This is a genomic window from Candidatus Moraniibacteriota bacterium (assembly GCA_026396275.1).
Taxonomy (GTDB): Bacteria; Patescibacteriota; Minisyncoccia; order Moranbacterales; family JAPLXC01; genus JAPLXC01.
Genome location: JAPLXC010000002.1, coordinates 35,018 through 53,281 on the forward strand (window position 1 = coordinate 35,018; position 18,264 = coordinate 53,281).

At 38.6% G+C, this 18,264-nt stretch carries 20 protein-coding genes; 10 read left to right on the forward strand and 10 right to left on the reverse strand.

The window, feature by feature from the left end; all coding sequences use genetic code 11:
* The first annotated feature begins 33 nt into the window (after positions 1 to 33).
* A complete protein-coding gene (holA, locus tag NT136_00235; GenBank protein MCX6765392.1) occupies positions 34 to 999 on the forward strand; it encodes a DNA polymerase III subunit delta in 966 nt (321 codons plus the stop codon).
* A 68-nt stretch (positions 1,000 to 1,067) separates the two neighbouring features.
* Here holA and rpsT read toward each other — a convergent pair whose 3' ends face one another.
* The 4 genes from rpsT to dnaA form a co-directional block, all read right to left on the reverse strand.
* Positions 1,068 to 1,337 carry a 30S ribosomal protein S20 gene (gene rpsT, locus NT136_00240; protein ID MCX6765393.1) on the reverse strand — a complete coding sequence of 90 codons (270 nt, stop codon included), beginning with the start codon at positions 1,335 to 1,337 and terminating at the stop codon, positions 1,068 to 1,070.
* Between the two features lie 110 nt (positions 1,338 to 1,447).
* Positions 1,448 to 1,732 carry a DciA family protein gene (locus NT136_00245; GenBank protein MCX6765394.1) on the reverse strand — a complete coding sequence of 95 codons (285 nt, stop codon included), beginning with the start codon at positions 1,730 to 1,732 and terminating at the stop codon, positions 1,448 to 1,450.
* A gap of 4 nt (positions 1,733 to 1,736) precedes the next feature.
* On the reverse strand, positions 1,737 to 2,885 hold the full coding sequence (gene dnaN, locus NT136_00250; protein ID MCX6765395.1) for a DNA polymerase III subunit beta: 1,149 nt from the start codon (positions 2,883 to 2,885) through the stop codon (positions 1,737 to 1,739).
* 295 nt (positions 2,886 to 3,180) lie between these two features.
* Positions 3,181 to 4,557: a chromosomal replication initiator protein DnaA gene (gene dnaA, locus NT136_00255; protein MCX6765396.1), complete on the reverse strand. Its 1,377-nt coding sequence runs from the start codon at positions 4,555 to 4,557 to the stop codon at positions 3,181 to 3,183.
* A gap of 216 nt (positions 4,558 to 4,773) precedes the next feature.
* Here dnaA and rpmH point away from each other — a divergent pair, with 216 nt between their 5' ends.
* The 9 genes from rpmH (at position 4,774) to NT136_00300 (ending at position 12,377) form a co-directional block, all read left to right on the forward strand.
* Positions 4,774 to 4,908, forward strand: a complete 135-nt coding sequence (rpmH, locus tag NT136_00260; GenBank protein ID MCX6765397.1) for a 50S ribosomal protein L34 — start codon at positions 4,774 to 4,776, stop codon at positions 4,906 to 4,908.
* Between the two features lie 49 nt (positions 4,909 to 4,957).
* The gene (gene rnpA, locus NT136_00265; GenBank protein MCX6765398.1) at positions 4,958 to 5,305 is read left to right on the forward strand and encodes a ribonuclease P protein component; all 348 of its coding nucleotides are present in this window, start codon (positions 4,958 to 4,960) and stop codon (positions 5,303 to 5,305) included.
* Positions 5,306 to 5,311: 6 nt separating this feature from the next.
* Positions 5,312 to 6,040, forward strand: a complete 729-nt coding sequence (locus tag NT136_00270; GenBank protein ID MCX6765399.1) for a YidC/Oxa1 family membrane protein insertase — start codon at positions 5,312 to 5,314, stop codon at positions 6,038 to 6,040.
* Positions 6,041 to 6,060: 20 nt separating this feature from the next.
* Positions 6,061 to 6,540 (forward strand): hypothetical protein, encoded by a 480-nt coding sequence (locus tag NT136_00275; GenBank protein ID MCX6765400.1) that lies wholly within the window; start codon positions 6,061 to 6,063, stop codon positions 6,538 to 6,540.
* A 20-nt stretch (positions 6,541 to 6,560) separates the two neighbouring features.
* Complete coding sequence (locus tag NT136_00280; protein ID MCX6765401.1) at positions 6,561 to 8,006, forward strand: flippase; 1,446 nt, start codon at positions 6,561 to 6,563, stop codon at positions 8,004 to 8,006.
* 4 nt (positions 8,007 to 8,010) lie between these two features.
* Positions 8,011 to 8,868 carry a glycosyltransferase family 2 protein gene (locus NT136_00285; GenBank protein MCX6765402.1) on the forward strand — a complete coding sequence of 286 codons (858 nt, stop codon included), beginning with the start codon at positions 8,011 to 8,013 and terminating at the stop codon, positions 8,866 to 8,868.
* Between the two features lie 75 nt (positions 8,869 to 8,943).
* Entirely contained in the window at positions 8,944 to 9,675 is a 732-nt protein-coding gene (locus tag NT136_00290; protein ID MCX6765403.1) for a glycosyltransferase family 2 protein, read from the forward strand.
* Positions 9,676 to 9,743: 68 nt separating this feature from the next.
* Positions 9,744 to 11,096, forward strand: coding sequence for an O-antigen ligase family protein (locus tag NT136_00295; GenBank protein ID MCX6765404.1), 1,353 nt, complete (start codon positions 9,744 to 9,746; stop codon positions 11,094 to 11,096).
* Between the two features lie 12 nt (positions 11,097 to 11,108).
* Positions 11,109 to 12,377 (forward strand): O-antigen ligase family protein, encoded by a 1,269-nt coding sequence (locus tag NT136_00300; GenBank protein MCX6765405.1) that lies wholly within the window; start codon positions 11,109 to 11,111, stop codon positions 12,375 to 12,377.
* On the opposite strand, the gene NT136_00305 is transcribed toward NT136_00300, so the two are convergent.
* The 6 genes from NT136_00305 to NT136_00330 form a co-directional block, all read right to left on the reverse strand.
* On the reverse strand, positions 12,374 to 12,520 hold the full coding sequence (locus NT136_00305; protein MCX6765406.1) for a hypothetical protein: 147 nt from the start codon (positions 12,518 to 12,520) through the stop codon (positions 12,374 to 12,376). The two genes, NT136_00300 and NT136_00305, sit on opposite strands and share 4 nt — an antisense overlap.
* A gap of 22 nt (positions 12,521 to 12,542) precedes the next feature.
* Positions 12,543 to 13,436: a hypothetical protein gene (locus NT136_00310; protein MCX6765407.1), complete on the reverse strand. Its 894-nt coding sequence runs from the start codon at positions 13,434 to 13,436 to the stop codon at positions 12,543 to 12,545.
* An 18-nt stretch (positions 13,437 to 13,454) separates the two neighbouring features.
* The gene (locus tag NT136_00315) at positions 13,455 to 13,895 is read right to left on the reverse strand and encodes a hypothetical protein (GenBank protein MCX6765408.1); all 441 of its coding nucleotides are present in this window, start codon (positions 13,893 to 13,895) and stop codon (positions 13,455 to 13,457) included.
* A gap of 13 nt (positions 13,896 to 13,908) precedes the next feature.
* Positions 13,909 to 14,655, reverse strand: a complete 747-nt coding sequence (locus NT136_00320) for a hypothetical protein (GenBank protein MCX6765409.1) — start codon at positions 14,653 to 14,655, stop codon at positions 13,909 to 13,911.
* A 94-nt stretch (positions 14,656 to 14,749) separates the two neighbouring features.
* On the reverse strand, positions 14,750 to 17,584 hold the full coding sequence (locus tag NT136_00325; GenBank protein ID MCX6765410.1) for a hypothetical protein: 2,835 nt from the start codon (positions 17,582 to 17,584) through the stop codon (positions 14,750 to 14,752).
* The gene (locus NT136_00330; GenBank protein MCX6765411.1) at positions 17,584 to 18,225 is read right to left on the reverse strand and encodes a hypothetical protein; all 642 of its coding nucleotides are present in this window, start codon (positions 18,223 to 18,225) and stop codon (positions 17,584 to 17,586) included. Before NT136_00330 ends, NT136_00325 begins: the two co-directional genes overlap by 1 nt.
* Between the last annotated feature and the right edge of the window lie 39 nt (positions 18,226 to 18,264).

An 18,264-nucleotide genomic window follows, 5' to 3' on the forward strand; every position in this document is an offset into this window, starting at 1 on the left:
AATAATTGGTTTCATGTTTTGGTTTCATATTTCATGATAATTTTTCTTTACGGCGAGGATGCCTTTCGTTCCCGCCAAAAACTAGATGAGTTAAAAAACAGGTTTCTTACAAAGTACGGAGCCCAGGCCAGCCTTAGCGTGGTTGATGCTGAAGAGAACAGGGAAGTTAGATTGGCCGACCTGATTAATTCCCCAGGGCTTTTTTCCTCTATTTATTTAGTTATAATAAAAAATCTTATTTCTGAACTGGGAAAAGATCAGCAGGTAGAGATACTCAATCTTCTGCGGTCAAAAAAATCCCTTCTCGGGAGCAAAGACATTGTTTTAATTTTCTGGGAAAAAGAAATTCCCAATGCCAAAAGTGTTTTATTTCAGTTTCTGAAAAAAAATGCGCAGACGCAAAAGTTCGCTAAATTAGAAGGTGCTTCTCTTGCCCGCTGGATGCTTGATCAGCTGAAAGAACTGAATCCGGCGCTGGAAATCTCCCGAAAAGTCCTGGAAAAAATCGCCGCTTATACCGGAAACGACCTTTTCCAAATCAGCAGTGAATTCAAAAAACTAGCGAGCTTCAGAGAAAAAGGAAAAATAACTGAGGAAGACGTGGATTTTCTAGTAACCTCAAAGATTAATATTAACATATTTGATACTATAGAGGCGGCTTCAGAGGGAAATAAAAAAAAGGCCTTGAAGCTCCTTCACCAACAGCTTCAGAGCGGAGAGGATCCTTTTTATGTCTTTTCTATGTATATTTATCAGTTTAGGAATCTGCTGAAAATCGGTGAGCTGCATTGGCAAGGAGTGGCAGAAAAACACAAACTGGCTAAAATTACTAAACTCCACCCTTTTGTCGTCCAAAAAACCCTGCCCCAGCTCAAAAATTTTACTCTCCAGAAACTTAAAAATATTTATCAAAAACTTCAAAAAACAGACGAGGAATTAAAGACAGGTAGAGCTGAAGATATCCAAGTAGAACTGGACAGGTTAATAATGGAGATTTGACTGCCACGCGAGAACATGAAAAATAAAAATTGACCCTGGAGCCAATTTTTTTTAATACAGTTAATTATTTACTTTTCCCCCATATTTTTTACCAGTTTATTAAGCCGCGTTTTCTTGCGGGCGGCTGTATTTTTTTTAATAACTTTTTTTTGTACTGCCTTATCAAGGGCTTTGACGGCAATTTTTAACCATTTCTTTGCTTCTTCACTATTTCCGCTTTCGGCAGCTTCCTTTGTTCTTTTTATGGCATTTTTTAAAATCCCTTTTATTTTTTTATTTTTTTCAGTTTTCCGGCCAGTAACCCGCATATATTTTTTAGCTGATTTTTTAATAGGCATAACATTTCCCTCAAATTCAAGATTTAAAAGTAAAAATCGAATTTGAAAATTAAAATTTATAGCTTAATATACACTTGCAAAAAATTACAGTTTTAATTATTTAGGCTCCTTTAATTTTTTATTTTGATTTCTTCGACTTCTTCTGTTCCTATTTCTTTATTTATTTTCCTGATTATGTCGCGCCGGTTCATCCAGATTTCATTGGCCCAATTTGAGTTTTTGGCTTGGAGAAAAAGTGTTTTTTTCTTAAAAAATTGGGGAGTTACATTTTCAACGCCTCGGCTACCATATTCTTTTTGAACCACTTGTCGGAAAATATAGAAAATGCTTTTGTCATCTAAATTTACTTTGGCCGAGGTTTTTTTACCTTTCAATAAAAGCTTTATTCTCTTCATAGCGCTAGCTTTTTATTGGCATAACTACATAGGCGTATTCTTTCACGGCTTTTTTTGTTTCATCACCCATCATTTGAAGAAGAGCAGGTGAAGAATTATTATTAACGGAAAGCGCCAAAGAATAGGTGTTAATGGAATTAATTCCGTCCAGGATGTAACGGGGATTAAATACAATTTCTTGATCCGGGCCGGATACTTCCGCGCGCAACTGACTTTTATTTTCTCCCGCTTCTTCTGATTGCGCCTGAATAACGACTTTTTTGTTTTTGGAATCAATTTTAAAATTTACCTCTCCGGATTTGCCGTGAGTGAAAATACTGGCTACTTTTACCGCCCGGGATAATTCTTCTTTACCAAGATACGCCCGAGTAGCGAATTCTTTTGGAATTATGTGTTTGTATTCCGGATATTTCCCGTTAATAAGACGGGACACAACCTTAATGGAATCAACCTGGAAGAAAATCTGGTTCTCTCCGATAGCAATTTTTACTTCCTGGGTTTCGTTGCCAATGATCCGCAATACTTCCGCAAAGGCCTGAGCCGGAATAATGAGTGAATTCACCTTGGACATAAATACCGGATATTTTCCGTCTTTTTCCTGCTTTACGGGAAGAATAGCTTCGGCCAGGCGAAAACTGTCAGTGCCGGCTAAATGAATCTCCTTCTCAAAAAATAGCACGTTCACTCCGGTAAGTTCCGGCCTGGCATTGTCGATTGAAACGCACACAAGCAGTTTTGAAATTATATCCCTTAATTTCTGGGCAGGGAGAGAAAATAGAAAATCTCCTTCTAATTCAGGAATAATGGGAAATTCTTGGGCGCCCAGTCCTTTAATTTGAGCGTCATACTCTCCGCTAGATATTTTTAAAATAGAATTTTTAACTTCCAAGGAAATAGTGTCACTAATCGGCAAATTACTGACAAACCCACTAATAAGTTTAGCTGGGACTGTTATTTTTCCTTCTTTTTCTATTTTTGCTCCTATTTTTAATGATACTCCAATTTCTAAATTAGTAGCTGAAGCTTTCAACATGCCTTTTTCCGTCTCCAATAAAATATTTTCCAGAATTGGAAGGGTTATTTGCCTTCCCACTACTCGCTCTGTGTTGTATATCGCTTTTTTAAAATTTTCCTGAGTGCAAATTAATTTCATATGTTTATAAAATTATTATATTATATAAATTAGATTATATTTATTACTATAAAAAGAATAAAATTAGATGTTTATTATTTTTTGCTTTAGTAAAAACAATTTTTTAATATTTAAATTGTGGATAAATAGGTTATTAATAGAATTATTTTTTGTGGGAAAAAGTTTATAAATTAGGAGAAAATAATTTCTTAATTTAAATAAACAATTTACGACATTCCTTCTTCACAGGTTAATTGAATAGATATTCAAGGGAAATACAAAGGAATATCCGTATTAGTACACATAATATCCACAGCTAGATATTATAAATCCTTTCTTTTATAATTTCTATTTCCTCTTTGAGCTTTTCATTCTCCTCTACCTCTCTGGATATTTTATCAAACGCGTGAAGGGCAGTGGTATGGTTGCGGCCACCAAACCGCTCTCCGATGCTAGGATAAGAAGTATTAAGCTCGCTTCGCATCAGATACATAGCAACTTGGCGGGCGCGGGCAATTTCCTTTTTTCTTCCTTTGATAATGAGCTTTTTGTCGTCAATGCCATAAAATTCTGAAACGGCGTCAATAATATGTTTGTGTTGTACACCCTTCTTTTTGCCGCTGGTGATTATTTCTGAAAGGGACTGCCGAACAAATTTCAAAGAAGGGGGTTTTTTATTGAACTCACTGATAGCAATAATTCTGTTTAGTGCTCCCTCAAGCTCCCGGATATTGCTTTTAATGTTCTCGGCGACAAACCTGATTGTCTCGTCATCCAGGTAAATGTCACGCTCGGCTGATTTTGCCTTTAAAATAGCCATTCTTGTCTCTAAATCTGGCTTTCCGATATCGGCTATCATACCTCCTTCAAAGCGGGACCGCAAACGCTCTTCAATGGTGGGTATGGCCTTGGGGGGTCGGTCGCTGCTGATCACAATCTGTTTGTTAATCTGGTATAAAACGTTAAAAATATGGAAAAATTCATTTTGGGTTTTTTCTTTCCCAGAAAGAAACTGAATGTCATCGATAATTAGCAAGTCAATTTTCTGGTAATCGGCTTTAAACTGGGCAATACTTTGGTTTTTTATTGATTCAATAAGTTCATTGGCAAATCTTTCAGAAGTTATGTATTTTATTTTTTTGTGGTCGTCTTTTTTTATAATCTCATTTCCAATTGATTGAAGAAGATGGGTTTTTCCCAGGCCCACCCCGCCGTAAATAAAAAGAGGATTGTAAGCCCTTCCTAGGTTTTGGGAAACTGCGTAACAAGCAGCACGCGCCAGCTCGTTACTTTCTCCAATAATGAAATTTTCAAATAAATATCTAGGATTTAAGCTGCTATCTTGGTGGATATCATAAGAATCTGACAAAGAGGCGGACATTCTTTTGCTCTGCTTTGGTATCTGGACGGCATCTACATTTTTTACAGGACTCTGAGAAGTTCCCTGGAAATTATAAACAGCGCAACTGACTTCTTTTATATCTTGCTGCAAATTGCGAAGAGAGCGGAGAACGTAAGCGTAATACTTATTTTCCAGCCATTCTTTAGCAAACCCATTAGGAACGCCAATGATCACCCGGCCGCCTTCATTAGAAAGAATAGTGGTATTTTTAAACCAAGTGACAAAATTTGCTTTAGAAATAGAAAGCTCTATTTCACCTAAGGCAGCTTGCCATAACTCTTCATTAGTCATATGTTTTAGAAAACACGATTGTATTATGCACAAGAAAGTATATCACGGTCAAGTTGTTCACACCAGTCAAATTAGTTCATAAACTTGTTTATAATATGTGAATAAGATATCAGATTCCGGGTTCTCGTAATCACTTAATGATGTATTGACTTTTCCGGGTCTGCTGATAAACTTTCCTATAGCTGTCGTTTATAATTTTTCAAGGGTAAAATCTCGATGAAGCGAACATATCAGCCCAAAAAAAGGCGAAGAAAAAAAAGACACGGGTTTTTGAAAAGGATGAAATCTAAACAGGGAAAAAAAGTTCTAAAAAACAGAAGAAGAAAAAAAAGAAAGAAGTTGACTCCTTAGCGCAACTAAAATTTGGAAATGTGAATTAAATTATAGTCCCCAAAAAAGAATGCTCCCGGCCAAAAACAGATTGACCAGAAAAGATGATTTTCAAAGGGTGTACCAAAAAGGAACCTTTTTTTCTTTTGGAGACATTACTCTGAAAGCGACTGAAAACAGCCAGAAAGAGACAAGAGTAGGTTTTTTAATAGAAAAAAAAACAACGAAAAAAGCGGCTAAAAGAAATAAAATAAAAAGATTACTGCGAGAAGCCTTTTCCCGACAATTAAAAAGAATAAAACCCGGATTTGATGTTGTAGTGTTTTATAAAGGAAAAGAAAGGATCGGCAAATTTCAACAAGTCGATTTGGCAGTAAAAAAATTATTGGAAAAAAGTGGCTTAATAAAGGCAAAATAAAAAACAATGAGCGCAATTTTTCACGACATTTTTTATCAACCTCTGTATAATATTCTGATTACTCTTTATAATGTTCTTCCCGGACAGGATTTTGGAGTGGCTATAATAGCTTTCACTCTAATACTTCGGACGCTTCTTATTCCTATTTATAAAAAGCAGATCGAATCACAAAAACGCCTCCAAGAACTTCAGCCAAAAATTAAAGAAATTCAGCAAAAGCATAAAAACGACAAAGAAAAGCAAACCAAAGAAGTAATGGAATTTTACAAAAAGAATAAAACCAATCCTTTCTCCGGATGTTTGCCATTGATAATCCAGCTGGTTTTTTTGATTGCCATTTACCGGATTCTTATAACTATTTCCAATTCCGCTTTTGCCGTAGAAGAAAAAGAATTGTATTCTTTTGTCAATAACCCCGGGGCAATCAAGCATTTCTTTTTGGGAATCGTGGATTTAACAAGGCCCAGCATAATTTTGGCGATTCTGGCAGCGGCCGCCCAATTTTATCAAACAAAAATGCTGATGAAAAAACAACCGGAAAAAGAAAAAAGCGATTCTTCCCGGCCGGATTTTACTCAAATGATGAACAAACAAATGCTCTATCTTGGCCCTCTTTTGACGCTATTTATTGGAATTAAATTTGCGGCTGGACTTGCCCTTTATTGGCTTGTTTCAACGATTTTTATGATTATTCAGCAAGTGTTTATTTCCCGTGAGGAGAAAAAACAATCCTAACGCTTAAATATAACAATTCAATGGAAAAAAAAGTTCAAGAAATTATCAAACAAACAGCAGAGAAGCTGGTAAAAGAAATGGGATTTAATCCTAAAGTGGAAATTGAAAAAATAGGAAAGGACGATGAAGAAAATCTGATCTGTAATATCATTGTTGATAAGGACTCCCATCTTCTTATCGGGCAGTACGGGGTTAATCTTCAGGCGCTTCAGCATATCATCCGGCTGTTAGTGAGAAAGAAAACAGATGAGAAGATAAGGTTTATTCTAGACGTTAATTCGTACCGCCAGCAGAAAAATCAATCGGTTATTGAACAGGCGCATGCAGCGGCAGAACAAGCTGTGACGGAAGGAAGGGTTGTAATTATGAGGCCAATGTCGGCTTACGAAAGAAGAATTATTCATTTGGAACTGGCCAACAACGAAAAGGTTATTACCGAGAGCATCGGGGAAGGAGAAAACCGGAAAGTGGCAATAAAACCGGCAAAAACATCCTTTTAGAAAAACAAGTAAAAGGTCCTATGGCTATCGCGCGAAAAATTGCTTACAATATTCTCTTTAATGTTGTAGCTAAAATCATCTCAACCGGACTGGCTTTGGTAGGAATAGGATTCATTACCCGCTATCTAGGGAAAGAAGGATTTGGAAATTACGCGACAGTGCTCGCGTTTTTCGCTTTTTTTGGGGCTTTAGCGGATCTGGGAATGTACGCAGTGGCTACTAGGGAGATTTCCCGTTCTGATGCTGATGAGCGAGGAATTATGGGTAATGTGGTGACGTTGCGCATTGCGAGCTCATTTTTTATAGCGCTCCTCTCCCCGCTGATTGTACTGCTGCTCCCCTATCCTCAGGAAGTGAAGATGGGAATACTTCTAGTCGCGTCGGCCTTTTTCTTTTCCTCAAGTTACATGGTGCTCAACGGGATATTTCAGAAAAACCTGGCGATGGACAAAGTGGCAACGGCGGAACTAATCGGAAAAATGGTACAATTAGGCGTGGTTGTTTTGGCAGTTCACTACCGACTGGGATTTCTGGTTGTGATCGCGTCAATCCTTTTTTGCATGATCGTAAATTCTACGCTGGTTTTTCTTTTGAGTCGCCGCTATCTGACTTTTCGTCTTTCTTTCGATTTTACCTATTGGAAAAAATTTCTTCGCGAGTCACTTCCAGTTGGAATTTCTGTTTTCGTCGCATTTGTTTATTTCAAAGCCGATACAATTCTACTGTCGATACTTAGAAATAGCGCCGACGTTGGAATCTATAATGCCGCTTATAAAATTATTGAAAACATAAGCTATTTTCCCGGTATGATTATCGGACTAATTCTACCCATTATGTCACACTCTATTTTTTCCAACCGCCGGCGTTTTGAAGATGTGTCCAATAAAACCTTTAAATTATTTATTTTGCTGGTCGTGCCGTTGGTTATTGGAACCTTTTTTTTGGCCGATGACATTATTGAGCTTATCGGCGGAGCAGGATTTTCCGAGTCGGCTTTGACACTTCGCATTCTCATTATAGCGCTGGCCTGCATCTTTTTCGGTAACTTTTTTAATACCATTCTTATCGCGGGGAATTTGCAAAAAGCGCTTATGAAGATTCTGATACTGTGCGCGGTGGTAAATGTAGGAACAAACCTGATACTTATTCCCCTTTACTCCTATACCGGAGCGGCTGTCACTTCGGCGATGACGGAAATTCTGGTAGTGGTTCTTACGTCTTACACAGTGGTGCGAAGATTGGACTATCGTCCCCGGGGTGAACATCTGGGAAGAATTATTGTTGCTGGACTGGCGATGGGAGCGGTTTTGTTTTTACTTCAGGACATGACTTTTATTATTCGAGCGGTACTAAGCGTTCTTGTTTATGCAGTCGCGCTTTGGATCACGCGAACGATTACCATCCGGGAGATTAGCAGTATTATTAGCCGGGAACCGCAAATTCCCTCCAAGGAAGTAGTAGTGTAAATTTATGGCACAGCCGAAGGTATTTATTATAATTCTTAATTACAATGCTCGCTCTACCCTCAAAGGATGCCTAGCGAGCATTTTTCAGCTTGAATACGAGAATTTTGAAGTAGTTTTGGTTGATAATAATTCAACTGACGGATCGCTGGAAGCGGCAAAAACATTTTTTCCGCGCGCCCACATTATTAAAAACGGCGCCAATCTCGGCTTTGCGGCAGGAAGCAATGTCGGAATCCGCTATGCGCTGGAAAAAATGGCGGACTATATTTTTCTTATCAATCCCGATGCGATAGTGGAAAAAGACACTCTGCGCATACTAGTTAAAGAAGCTGAACAAAGTGCTAATGCCGGAATTTTTAGCCCTCTTATTATTAAAGAAGACCATTATTCAGTCTGGTTTGCGGGAGGAAAAATAAAGTGGCTGACAATGAAAACGGTTCATATTTTCGAGCCCCTTTCAAATAAGCCCTATGAGACCCAGTATATCTCTGGCTGTACCATGTTTGTTAAAAAAGAGATTTTTCGCCAAATCGGGCTTCTGGACGAGAGATTTTTTCTATATTACGAAGACGCTGATTTTTGCCTGCGCGCAAGAAAAGAAGGATTTAAAATTATGGTGATTCCTCAGGTCCAGGTCTACCACTATGAGAAAAGTGAAGGAAACCTAGAAAATAAAATTTACTGGCTGGTGATTTCCGGAATAATTTTCTTCAAAAAAAATGCGCCGGTGATTTTAAAGCCGTGGATAAGTTTTTACACGGCATTAAGAAGAATAAAAAATCAGCTGGATGTAAAATTCAGGAAAAATAATTTGGCTGAAGTTGTTCAAAGGGCGTACGGTGATTATAAAAATGTTAGTTAAAAATGTCATTCCCGCGAAAGCGGGAATCTAGAGAATTTTCTAGATTCCGGCTCGGAGGCCGGAATGACATATTATATGGTTTTATCTTTCATTATCGTCAACTATCAAAGTGAAAAATATTTAGAAAATTGTATTTCTTCAATTAAAGAAAAAGTTTTAAGTGTGGATTATGAAATAATTGTTGTGAATAATGACAATGGCAACTTAGAAGCTAAGCTTGCAAATGAAATAAAAGTTATAAAAAGCGAGGAAAATATTGGTTTTGGAGCAGCAAATAATATTGGTGCGAGGGAAGCAAAAGGTGAAATATTATGTTTTTTAAATCCAGATACGAAAGTTATTTCAGAAGATATTAAGAGTCTGCTGGACGAATTTGATAAAAATGACAAATTGGCAATCATTGGGCCGAAATTATTAAGCGATAAAAATGAAGTTCAATGGTGGTGCGCCGGGAAAGAAGTAACCGTTTGGAGCATTATATTAAATAACTTGGGCTATAGGCGCGACAAAAAAATTTGGGAAAGTTCTAAAAAAATCAAATGTGCCTGGGTGAGCGGCGCGGCGATGTTTATCCGGCGGGAAGTTTTTGAAAAACTCGGCGGATTCGATGAAAAATTTTTTATGTATTTTGAAGATATTGATCTTTGCAAAAAGGTGCGAATAGCTGGATATAAAGTTTTATACTATCCAAATTTTGCCATAAAGCATTTTGGCGGCAGGAGTTTTTCACTTGACAGAAAGGCACAGAAATGCTATTATTATAAATCTCAAAAATATTTTTTGAGAAAATGGCTCATTAGTCAATAAGAGGCAAATTTATGTAAATTTGCCTCTTTCTTTTTGCAACAAAGCCCGAAGTATGCGAGGATTATTACATGGTTTATAAACTGCTTTTATTGTTCTGCCTCTATCTTCCCTTTCAAATCGCCTTAAATCCCAGCGAAGGAATTGACCTTGCTTCAGTAAGGGTAATAATCCCAATCCTGGCTTTATTATGGATTATTTCAGGTCTCAAAAACCGGCGGATTTTTATTCCAGCGAAAATACAGACGGTTTTAATCATATTTTTTTTGTTCATAGCTGGCCTTTCACTATTTTGGGCAGATAATCAGGATTGGGGATTCCGGAAACTTTTGTTCTTGCTTTCAATCTTTCCGGTTTATTTTGTAGTAACCAGTATTATTCAATGTCATTCCCGCGAAAGCGGGAATCCAGAAATAAATGGCGTAGATTCCGGCTCAGGGGCCGGAATGACATATCTGAATGTCAAAATTATCAAATTTCTCGTCTGGGGCGCGGGAGTTACATCTGTAATTGGCATAATTCAATTTCTTCTGCAATTTATGATTGGGCTGGATAATACTGCTGCAATTTGGAGAAATTACGTAACACCTCTGTTTTTAGGAAAATCATTTACTCATGCTGTTTTAGAATATCCCAGCTGGCTGGTTAATGTTTCCGGGAAAGATTTTTTAAGGGCCTTTTCGACATTTCCCGATCCGCATATGCTTTCTTTTTATTTAGGGCTTTCGCTACCTTTGGCAATAGGATTATACTATGCTTTTAAAAAAAATATTTATTTATTTTTTTCTTTAATAATTTTAATCGCGAATCTCCTTACCTTTTCCCGTGGAGGGTATATCGGCTTGGCTGCCGGCCTGATTTTTATAGTTTTATATTTTGCTGTCAATAAAAAAATATCGGCTAAAAAACTTTTAGCTTCTCTTGTGCTGACACTGATTGTTTTGGCGTCTCTGGCGCTCACGCCAATCGGGAAGCGGGCCATTACCAGCTTCAGCACTGTTGAGGGCTCAAACAAGGTAAGATTTGAAAACTGGAATCAAGCGGTTAAAGTAATCAAAAATAATCCGCTGGGAGTGGGAATCGGCAATTATTCCTATGAAATTGAGCCCAGCGCTCCCTACCGGAAGCCGATTTACGCTCATAATTTATATCTTGACATCGCGGCGGAAACAGGAATTATCAATGCCATAATCTTTATATTGCTGGTCGTTTTTTCAATTAAAGATTTTGTGAAAAAATCAAAAGATAATATTTTATATCTAGGGAGTGCGGCGGGACTTGTGATTTTTTCAATCCATTCAGTTTTTGACACCGCGCTTTATTCAGTGCAAGTTCTGCCCCTGCTTTTAGTAATAATAGCTTTATCTGCTTCGAATAATTCCGGTAACACTATACTGCGGCCGCGGCATAGTGTTACCGGATGACCGGATTAAAATATGGCTGCAAAAGTAAATAAAATATTGATTCCGCTGACAATACTTTTAATTCCGGCTTATCTGATCAGGTTTTCTGTTTTTGGCATCCCGACTAATTTGCTGGAAATTTTGGTTTTGGTGGTTTTTATTTCGGCGTTTTTGAGCAAGCAAAAAATTGATTACAAAGAATTTTACAAGCAAAACAAAGTTTATTTTTTTGGAATACTGCTGGTAATTGCCGGACTTTTTATATCAACGGTGGTGAGTGGACATTACCGAATCGGATTCGGAATAATCAAGGGATGGTTTATTATCCCACTTGTTTTTTCTTGGGTTTTAATCAAGGAAATAAAGAAGAAAGAAGATTTAGAAAATATTTTAAAATGGCTTTATTTAGGCATTTTTGGAGTAGCTGCAATCAGTTTAATTTATTATTTTCAAGGAAATGTAACTTACGACAGCCGGCTCAAGGCCCTTTATCTTTCGCCTAATCATCTGGCGATGTATCTGACGCCGGGAATAATAATTGGAATCTACTTAATTCAAAATACAATTTCTCAACTAACGGGTGAATCTTACAAAGAGATGCGCTTACTTGCATATACAGGCAAAAGCTACCACTCGCTGTTTTTTAATACAATCTCCTTTTTAATTATTCTGTCTAGCTTGTACCTCACCTATTCCTATGCGGCGTGGGTAGCGGTGATTTTGAGTTTAATTATCACGGCGCTTTTTGGCAAAAGAAAATTAAGCAAAAAATTTGTTTTGATTGGAGCAATAATTATTTTACTTATTATTATGAGCCAGTGGAACACTGAAAAAATGGAAAATCTCAAAAACTTTTCCCGATCTTCTCTGGAATCAAGGGTCATCATCTGGCAATCAGCGACGAAGATTCTTAAAGATAATGTTATCTGGGGGATCGGACCGGGAAATTTTCAAAATATTTATCTGGAATATCAAAAATATTTTCCACCCTATCTTGAATGGGCGGTTCCCCAACCCCTTAACCTATATCTTGCTTTTTGGCTTCAGAGCGGGATTTTTGGATTTATCGGGTTTTTAATTTTAATTATTAAGTGGATGCATGAAACATTAAAAAATGAAAAAAACAGCTTATTTTTAATAGAAGCTGTTTTATTGGGAATAATGCTTTATATATTAATTCACGGTTTCATTGACACGCCCTACTGGAAAAATGATCTGGCTGTTATTTTTTGGATAATATTTTCTCTGAGAATAGTAGCAAGCCAACTGAAAAATCCGAAGCTATTAGCCCAAACTTCTTAAAGATTGATTCCGTATAGCTTCCCGTCAATCCGGTTGATGAAAAAAAGTTCTTCTTCCGAAGGAGAAAGAAAAAGATGGCTAGCATCAAGGCTTCCTTTCATATCTTCCAGTTCAACAATTCGATCCTTTTTCCCGGTGGACATGTCTACTTTCCAGAAAGTATCTTTAGTTGTAACCTTTTTTTCTTGATAGTCGTTTGGACGTGAGTGTTGGAATACTAAGGTTTTGATATCCTCCGCCGTTGCTATTAATTACAGCGAGCATTATTTTTGAGCTTCCTTTCGCTTCAGCGGAGCTAACTAGGGCCTTTTCTCCATTGGGGGACCAAAGGTAATCCGCTCCGAATTTTTTCGAAAAGATTGTTTTTGTTTCTCCACCAGTCACTCCCACAATCTGAAGAGATGTTTCTTCAAAACCATTGGGAGCATTCCAGAAAGAAATTAGGGAGGTCTGGAGAACAGGTGTTAGAGAAATAAAGCGAAGTGTAGTGTCTGCCAATTTTTCCCAGTTGCTTCCGTCAGGATTGGCAATATTAATACTCCGCTTTTTTGTTTGAGAATTGAAATGCTTGTAGATAATTTTATCGCCCAGATTAGTCCAAGCAATACTGTCAATTCCATCTTTAAGCCGTTTTCCTTCCTGGGTAGTGTAGTCGTAGAGATAAAAGATAGTTTTTCCTTCTTTGTTAAACACCGAAATCACTTTATTCTTATCCGGTGACCAAAAAACATTTTCCAGTCCCTTGAGATCTTCGCTTGAGGTCATTCTTTTATTAGTTCCTTTTAATGTAACTTCATAAACGTTTCCATTAGAGCGGGTGTAATAAGTGATATGCTCACCATCTTTGCTTATCGTCGGGGAAATAACCGCTTCGTCAGTGAGAGGATAGATTTTTTCCTTTGACTTTTCTTGTTTTTTCTCCGGAGCGGCTTTTTCTTCCTTTTTAACAATCTCTGGAGAGCCGGCTTTTTTCTCTTTAAAAGCAAAATTATAAACCCCCCAGAAGAGGAGGATGACAAGAAGAGCGACGAAAGAAATTATAAAAACCTTTTTAGCCATCTTATATTTAAAGCTTAACTAGTTTTTAAGAAGTTGTCCTCCTTCGCAAAAACTTAGCTTATAAATACCGCCTCCAAATTTTTCGTTGACCGTATATGGTACAGTAATAGAAACTTTGAGCTTACATGCGTCTTCTTTATTAATTTTAAGAGCTCTTAAAAATTCCTGCTCTGCCGCAATCTGGGCTTTTTCAGTATCTTTGTTAAGCAGAGCTATAATAAAACCTTGATCCCCGGGATAATATTCAATTAAAAAATCTTCAGTTGATTGAAAAGTGACACCGCCCATTGAAAGTTTTTCAACAGGATTTTCGGTTATATCAGTTATTTTGACTTCGCCTTGTTCAGTTTTTATTGTTATCTTTTCCGGGCCATATCTTTCCCTAAGAATAAAAAAAGCAAATATTCCTACCGTCAAAATCACTATAATTGTAATGAGCATTGTTTTTTTTGTAAGCATATATAAAAGAATTTTAGAAATTACAAACACTATTAGCGCCCCAGGCTCTCCAGCCGCTTGACTGATAAATTGAACAGGCTGCTTGAATATTTGTGCTGGCTGTTTGAGCGGCGGCGACGCACTGCTGGTATAAAGTTTGATTCGTGACAGTGCAGTTATGATTACGACCTGTATATGGGTTACTAAAAGCTGAAGGGCAATTCAGGCCAGCGACAGGATTAGCACTAATATTTATTTGAAACAGTCCCCAAGAAACTACCTCGTTGCCCGGCTGGCATCTATCTACTCCACTAGCCCTCCGTTCTATTCCACCACTCTCTGCATTGCAGATACCAGAGGCTTGCTCGGCTACAGAAGCAAAACAAGTATTTCTTAAATTTTCTACTGAACAAGGGCCAGTAGATAGGGGCGCACAACGTACCGGAGGAGGATAAACACCGGGCGGTCGTGCGGGCGGAGCTGGCTTTGGCAATTCTACTGCTTTCAAGGTGAGATTTATCTTAACCAAATCCGGATTAATGACATAAAGTAAGAGCCAAGCAGCCAGAGCAATAAGCAAACCAAAAAGAGCATCAAAAATCACCTTTTTGGCCGATTCCATCCGGGAGGTGTTACCGGCGCTGGTCATATACATAAACCCGCCGATAGTAATCATTAGAAGCGCGGCGATCCCGACCGTCCAGATGGCAAATTTGGTAATGGAAAGAATGTAGCTGGGAAAAGTAGTGGCTGCGGTCTCAAATCCTGGGATTTTTTCCATCGGGGTATATTCATATGCTGCTGTCTGATAAACAAAAGAAATACAAAAAACAGCCAATAGTAAGAAACCAGCGATAAAAAAAGGTAAGTAAGAATTAGCTTTTTTCATAAGAAGTTTCTTTAGGCCGATAGGTCTCAGGAATGAAAGCAAAGACAACTCCCGTGGTAATTAGAATAATGGCGATGGTAAGAATAATTCTTAGCAGAAACATAATCTGGGTTGGCAGATGGGAAAGAAGGCCAGCGAGAAACTTACCGCTATTTTTTAAAGTCAGTGCTTCTTCTTCACTGGATAAAGCAACTTCAACCTGAAGCGAAACCGGCATATATTTTTCCGTGGACTCAAACTGGGAAATATTCCAGATTTTGTTGAGCGCTTTTCTTATGTCGTTTGATGTCTTATATAAAGTATTCAGTCCGATGTTATAAACATCTCCGGCCTCTTTTTCCGCCGTGAGGTTTAATCCAGCCGAGTTTGTTAAATCGCTAAAAAGTGCTCCGTCAATTGTCCATTCGGTCTTTACCCCTTTCCCAATATAGTTTTTCAACCAGGCAGGATGGAACTCGGCTTCAAGTCCTACTTCGTTTCCCGTGAGTGTTTGGAAAACTGATTCACTGGAATCAGGAAATTGATTACCATCCAGGTCAATATACATTCCTAAGTATTTTGGCCAGCAGAATTGCTCATTAGTAGAGATTATTTTCACGAAAGGGTCGATAACTTGAAAAACCCGAGTCAAATGAATTGTCTGGCCGGTTTCCACGTCATTGGCGGTAACGTCAATAGTATATTTGTCGCCCGGGTCGCCAGTGGCCGGGAAGAAATTAATTTCTTGCTGTTCAGAAGCAAGACAATTCTTTTCTGAAATATTAGTGGAGTCGCAGAAAAGCGTCTGACCGTTAATTGTCCAGGAAAAGTTTTTAAGATTTTCTTTATCAACTTTAAGTCCGATAATCTCGTTTTTCAGGACGTAGCAGACGGCCGCTTCTTCGCGGCTGGTGCAAATTTCATTACCCTCGTTTAGTATTAAGGGTCCGCCAGTAGCGGAAAAATTCGTATCCACCGGGGAAAAAGCCCGAATCTTTTGATCGGTAGTGAAGACCTTAATGATAACATCGCTTCTTCCTTCCCGGGTTGTGTTTTCATCCAAGCTTTCTTTCGAAGAAGGATAATTTTCATTAACTACGACGGAGACCTTCAAGTATCCATAGCCGTCGCCAGAAAAGACATTGTCATCAGTAAGATCAAGTTTAAACTTTAATGAAGGAATATTAATTCCCTTAAGAGGAGTAGTTTTTAAAATACACTCTTCTTCATCCCCACCTTCGCAGATAGTTTGCCAGTCGGCGGGATTGGAAGAAGGAAATCCTGTCTTGCTAATAGCTATCTTCCAGGTATAAAGTAGTTGCTGGCTTTCCTGATCAGCATTGGCAATGGTTGCTTGAGTATTTACTACGTCTCCCATTTCGTCACCGCTCGAGTCATTTATCGGATTTTCCGGAGAATAGGACAGGGAAACATCCAATTTTTTCGGCTGGAGCCCTTCTTTGGGATCAACAAGATTATCTTCTAGGCAGTCATTGAAAAAATCCTCATAGTCATCGTGATCAAAAGCCGGAATTTTCACGTTGTATCCTTTTATGCTCTCGTAATAGTACGATTTGCTTGAGTCCGGAATGGAGCAGTCGTTTTTAGGCATCGCCCACATAATCATAAAAGACGAATCGTCGTGTTTGGCGGGAATCATCGAAGTCCCTTCTACCAATACTCCGACCTTATCTCTGTCGTCATAATTCCAGGTGAAAGTAAACTGGCCCACTCCGACAGCATTGGCTTCGTCGCGGTTGCCGTTGTCGGCCGTGTCCGGATCGTGAGGATTAGTCCACCAGAATTCCTCTTCCTCTTCTTTGAAATCATTATCTCCTACTTTCTCATCGTTTAAATCTCCCTTATAGTCGGGAAAAAGATGATGAGGAAGAAGATCATAGCACTTGTTAGATACACTGGATGATTCTCCAGTAGAGCAAGTTGGTGTTTCAAACCCAAAAGAACTGCAAGCGTCAAGATTAGGGTCGGGCATATCATTGCACTCTCCTTCAAGATTGTCAGTGTCGATACATAATGGGTCGCCGGAAGAACAGACGGGGATTTGAGTGGAGGGATCGCAAGTCATAGCTGTTTCAGTATCATTGCAGGTTTTGTATTCAATGTAGTTGCCTGCCCCATCATCGCAATTAAGAGTTTCAGTTTTTACGCATTTGGCGACTGTGCCACTAGGGCAAGTAAAGCTGGTATTGGAGGTTTCGGCTAACTCATAGTTTATACCACTTACGAAATCGTGAATGTAGCAGTAAGCTGTTTCATCTTCCTGCTCTTCTTCGTTTTTATTGGCACCTCCCCAGCGGGCAAGATAGCCGTCTTTATCATCATCGGAGCTGTAGTCGGCCCTTGTTGTATCATAGCCGTTATTGGTGATATAGCGCATCGCTTCCACCTTCCAGTCATTGACAGTTATCTTTCCATTCCCGTCAGCATCGCATTTCTTCTTTGTTTCAGAGCTGGGCGAGTCGGTGGGGCCGCAGCCGCTGTGGCGCAAATACCAAGTGTAGTAAAGTTGTTCTTTGGCAATGTTGAAATACTGGGGAAGCGCTTCGGCGGTTATTTTTTCCCCCGGCCTGGGATCAGCAGGATTAAAAAAAAGCATTACTTCCGGAACATTCTTTTTCTGGTCGGACACGTTAAAATTTTCTCCCTGATTCTGAATGCTTTCAAGGTTTAGATGATAACGCCTTTCTAATTCGGCAGCCACCGAGGAGGGAGAAGGAATAGACAAAGCAAAAGCGGGAAAAGCGCTAAGAAAAACTGCTTCAGCGGCAACCGTGAGGACTAAAAGAATTCTCTTTATGATCTTTAATATTTGTTTTTTCATTATTTTGCGAGGCCAATAACTAAAGCATCGGCGATGATGATAAAAAATAAGCTGGTTCCGAAGGAGTAAAAAATTGAACGGCTCTGATAAGCGACAATTCCAGCAAAAGGAGAAACGATAACATAAAGGGTGGTTGACCAGTCAAGTCCGCCAACCAGGAGGAAAAAAGTCAGAAACACGGCAAATTGCACCGCAATCGACCAGTATCCTATTGCCCGCGACAATCTCAGCATAATAAACCCCCGGAAAAAAAATTCGTAAAGCGCTGCGAACAACCCAACCAGGAGAAGTTCATACGAGATAAAAAACACAAATCGTTCGGCTATCAAGCGAGGCGGATGGTAATGTTGTGGGAGATTAGTGTAGTGGAAGAGAATGTAAAAAGTCAAAAGTGAGCCCAGTAGCATTATTCCCATCCACAAAATACCTCTTTGCCTGTCTCCTGTCTGAAGACCAAACTTTTTAAGCGACCCTTTTAGTATTATTTTAATATATAATACCGGAATTACCAAGAGAAATGCCATGGTCGAGACAATCTGCTGGAAGATATTTTGAGTGGGGAAAACACTGTATAAAATCAGGCAAATTAAAGCCACGGCGATAGTTATCAGTAAATTCTTGTTATTTACGATGATTCTCATTAAATCTAATGTAAGTTAATCGAGAAAAAATCAATCCTG

Excerpts from the sequence above, each read along its gene's own strand:
- rpsT (MCX6765393.1), bottom strand. The coding sequence starts at position 1,337 with ATGCCTATTAAAAAATCAGCTAAAAAATATATGCGGGTTACTGGCCGG.
- NT136_00290 (MCX6765403.1), top strand. The coding sequence starts at position 8,944 with ATGGTTTTATCTTTCATTATCGTCAACTATCAAAGTGAAAAATATTTA.
- NT136_00315 (MCX6765408.1), bottom strand. The coding sequence starts at position 13,895 with ATGCTTACAAAAAAAACAATGCTCATTACAATTATAGTGATTTTGACG.
- NT136_00270 (MCX6765399.1), top strand. The coding sequence starts at position 5,312 with ATGAGCGCAATTTTTCACGACATTTTTTATCAACCTCTGTATAATATT.
- rnpA (MCX6765398.1), top strand. The coding sequence starts at position 4,958 with ATGCTCCCGGCCAAAAACAGATTGACCAGAAAAGATGATTTTCAAAGG.
- dnaA (MCX6765396.1), bottom strand. The coding sequence starts at position 4,557 with ATGACTAATGAAGAGTTATGGCAAGCTGCCTTAGGTGAAATAGAGCTT.
- rpmH (MCX6765397.1), top strand. The coding sequence starts at position 4,774 with ATGAAGCGAACATATCAGCCCAAAAAAAGGCGAAGAAAAAAAAGACAC.
- NT136_00325 (MCX6765410.1), bottom strand. The coding sequence starts at position 17,584 with ATGAAAAAACAAATATTAAAGATCATAAAGAGAATTCTTTTAGTCCTC.
- NT136_00280 (MCX6765401.1), top strand. The coding sequence starts at position 6,561 with ATGGCTATCGCGCGAAAAATTGCTTACAATATTCTCTTTAATGTTGTA.
- NT136_00310 (MCX6765407.1), bottom strand. The coding sequence starts at position 13,436 with ATGGCTAAAAAGGTTTTTATAATTTCTTTCGTCGCTCTTCTTGTCATC.
- NT136_00300 (MCX6765405.1), top strand. The coding sequence starts at position 11,109 with ATGGCTGCAAAAGTAAATAAAATATTGATTCCGCTGACAATACTTTTA.
- NT136_00320 (MCX6765409.1), bottom strand. The coding sequence starts at position 14,655 with ATGGAAAAAATCCCAGGATTTGAGACCGCAGCCACTACTTTTCCCAGC.
- NT136_00245 (MCX6765394.1), bottom strand. The coding sequence starts at position 1,732 with ATGAAGAGAATAAAGCTTTTATTGAAAGGTAAAAAAACCTCGGCCAAA.
- NT136_00295 (MCX6765404.1), top strand. The coding sequence starts at position 9,744 with ATGGTTTATAAACTGCTTTTATTGTTCTGCCTCTATCTTCCCTTTCAA.
- NT136_00330 (MCX6765411.1), bottom strand. The coding sequence starts at position 18,225 with ATGAGAATCATCGTAAATAACAAGAATTTACTGATAACTATCGCCGTG.
- NT136_00305 (MCX6765406.1), bottom strand. The coding sequence starts at position 12,520 with ATGTCCACCGGGAAAAAGGATCGAATTGTTGAACTGGAAGATATGAAA.
- NT136_00285 (MCX6765402.1), top strand. The coding sequence starts at position 8,011 with ATGGCACAGCCGAAGGTATTTATTATAATTCTTAATTACAATGCTCGC.
- dnaN (MCX6765395.1), bottom strand. The coding sequence starts at position 2,885 with ATGAAATTAATTTGCACTCAGGAAAATTTTAAAAAAGCGATATACAAC.
- NT136_00275 (MCX6765400.1), top strand. The coding sequence starts at position 6,061 with ATGGAAAAAAAAGTTCAAGAAATTATCAAACAAACAGCAGAGAAGCTG.
- holA (MCX6765392.1), top strand. The coding sequence starts at position 34 with ATGATAATTTTTCTTTACGGCGAGGATGCCTTTCGTTCCCGCCAAAAA.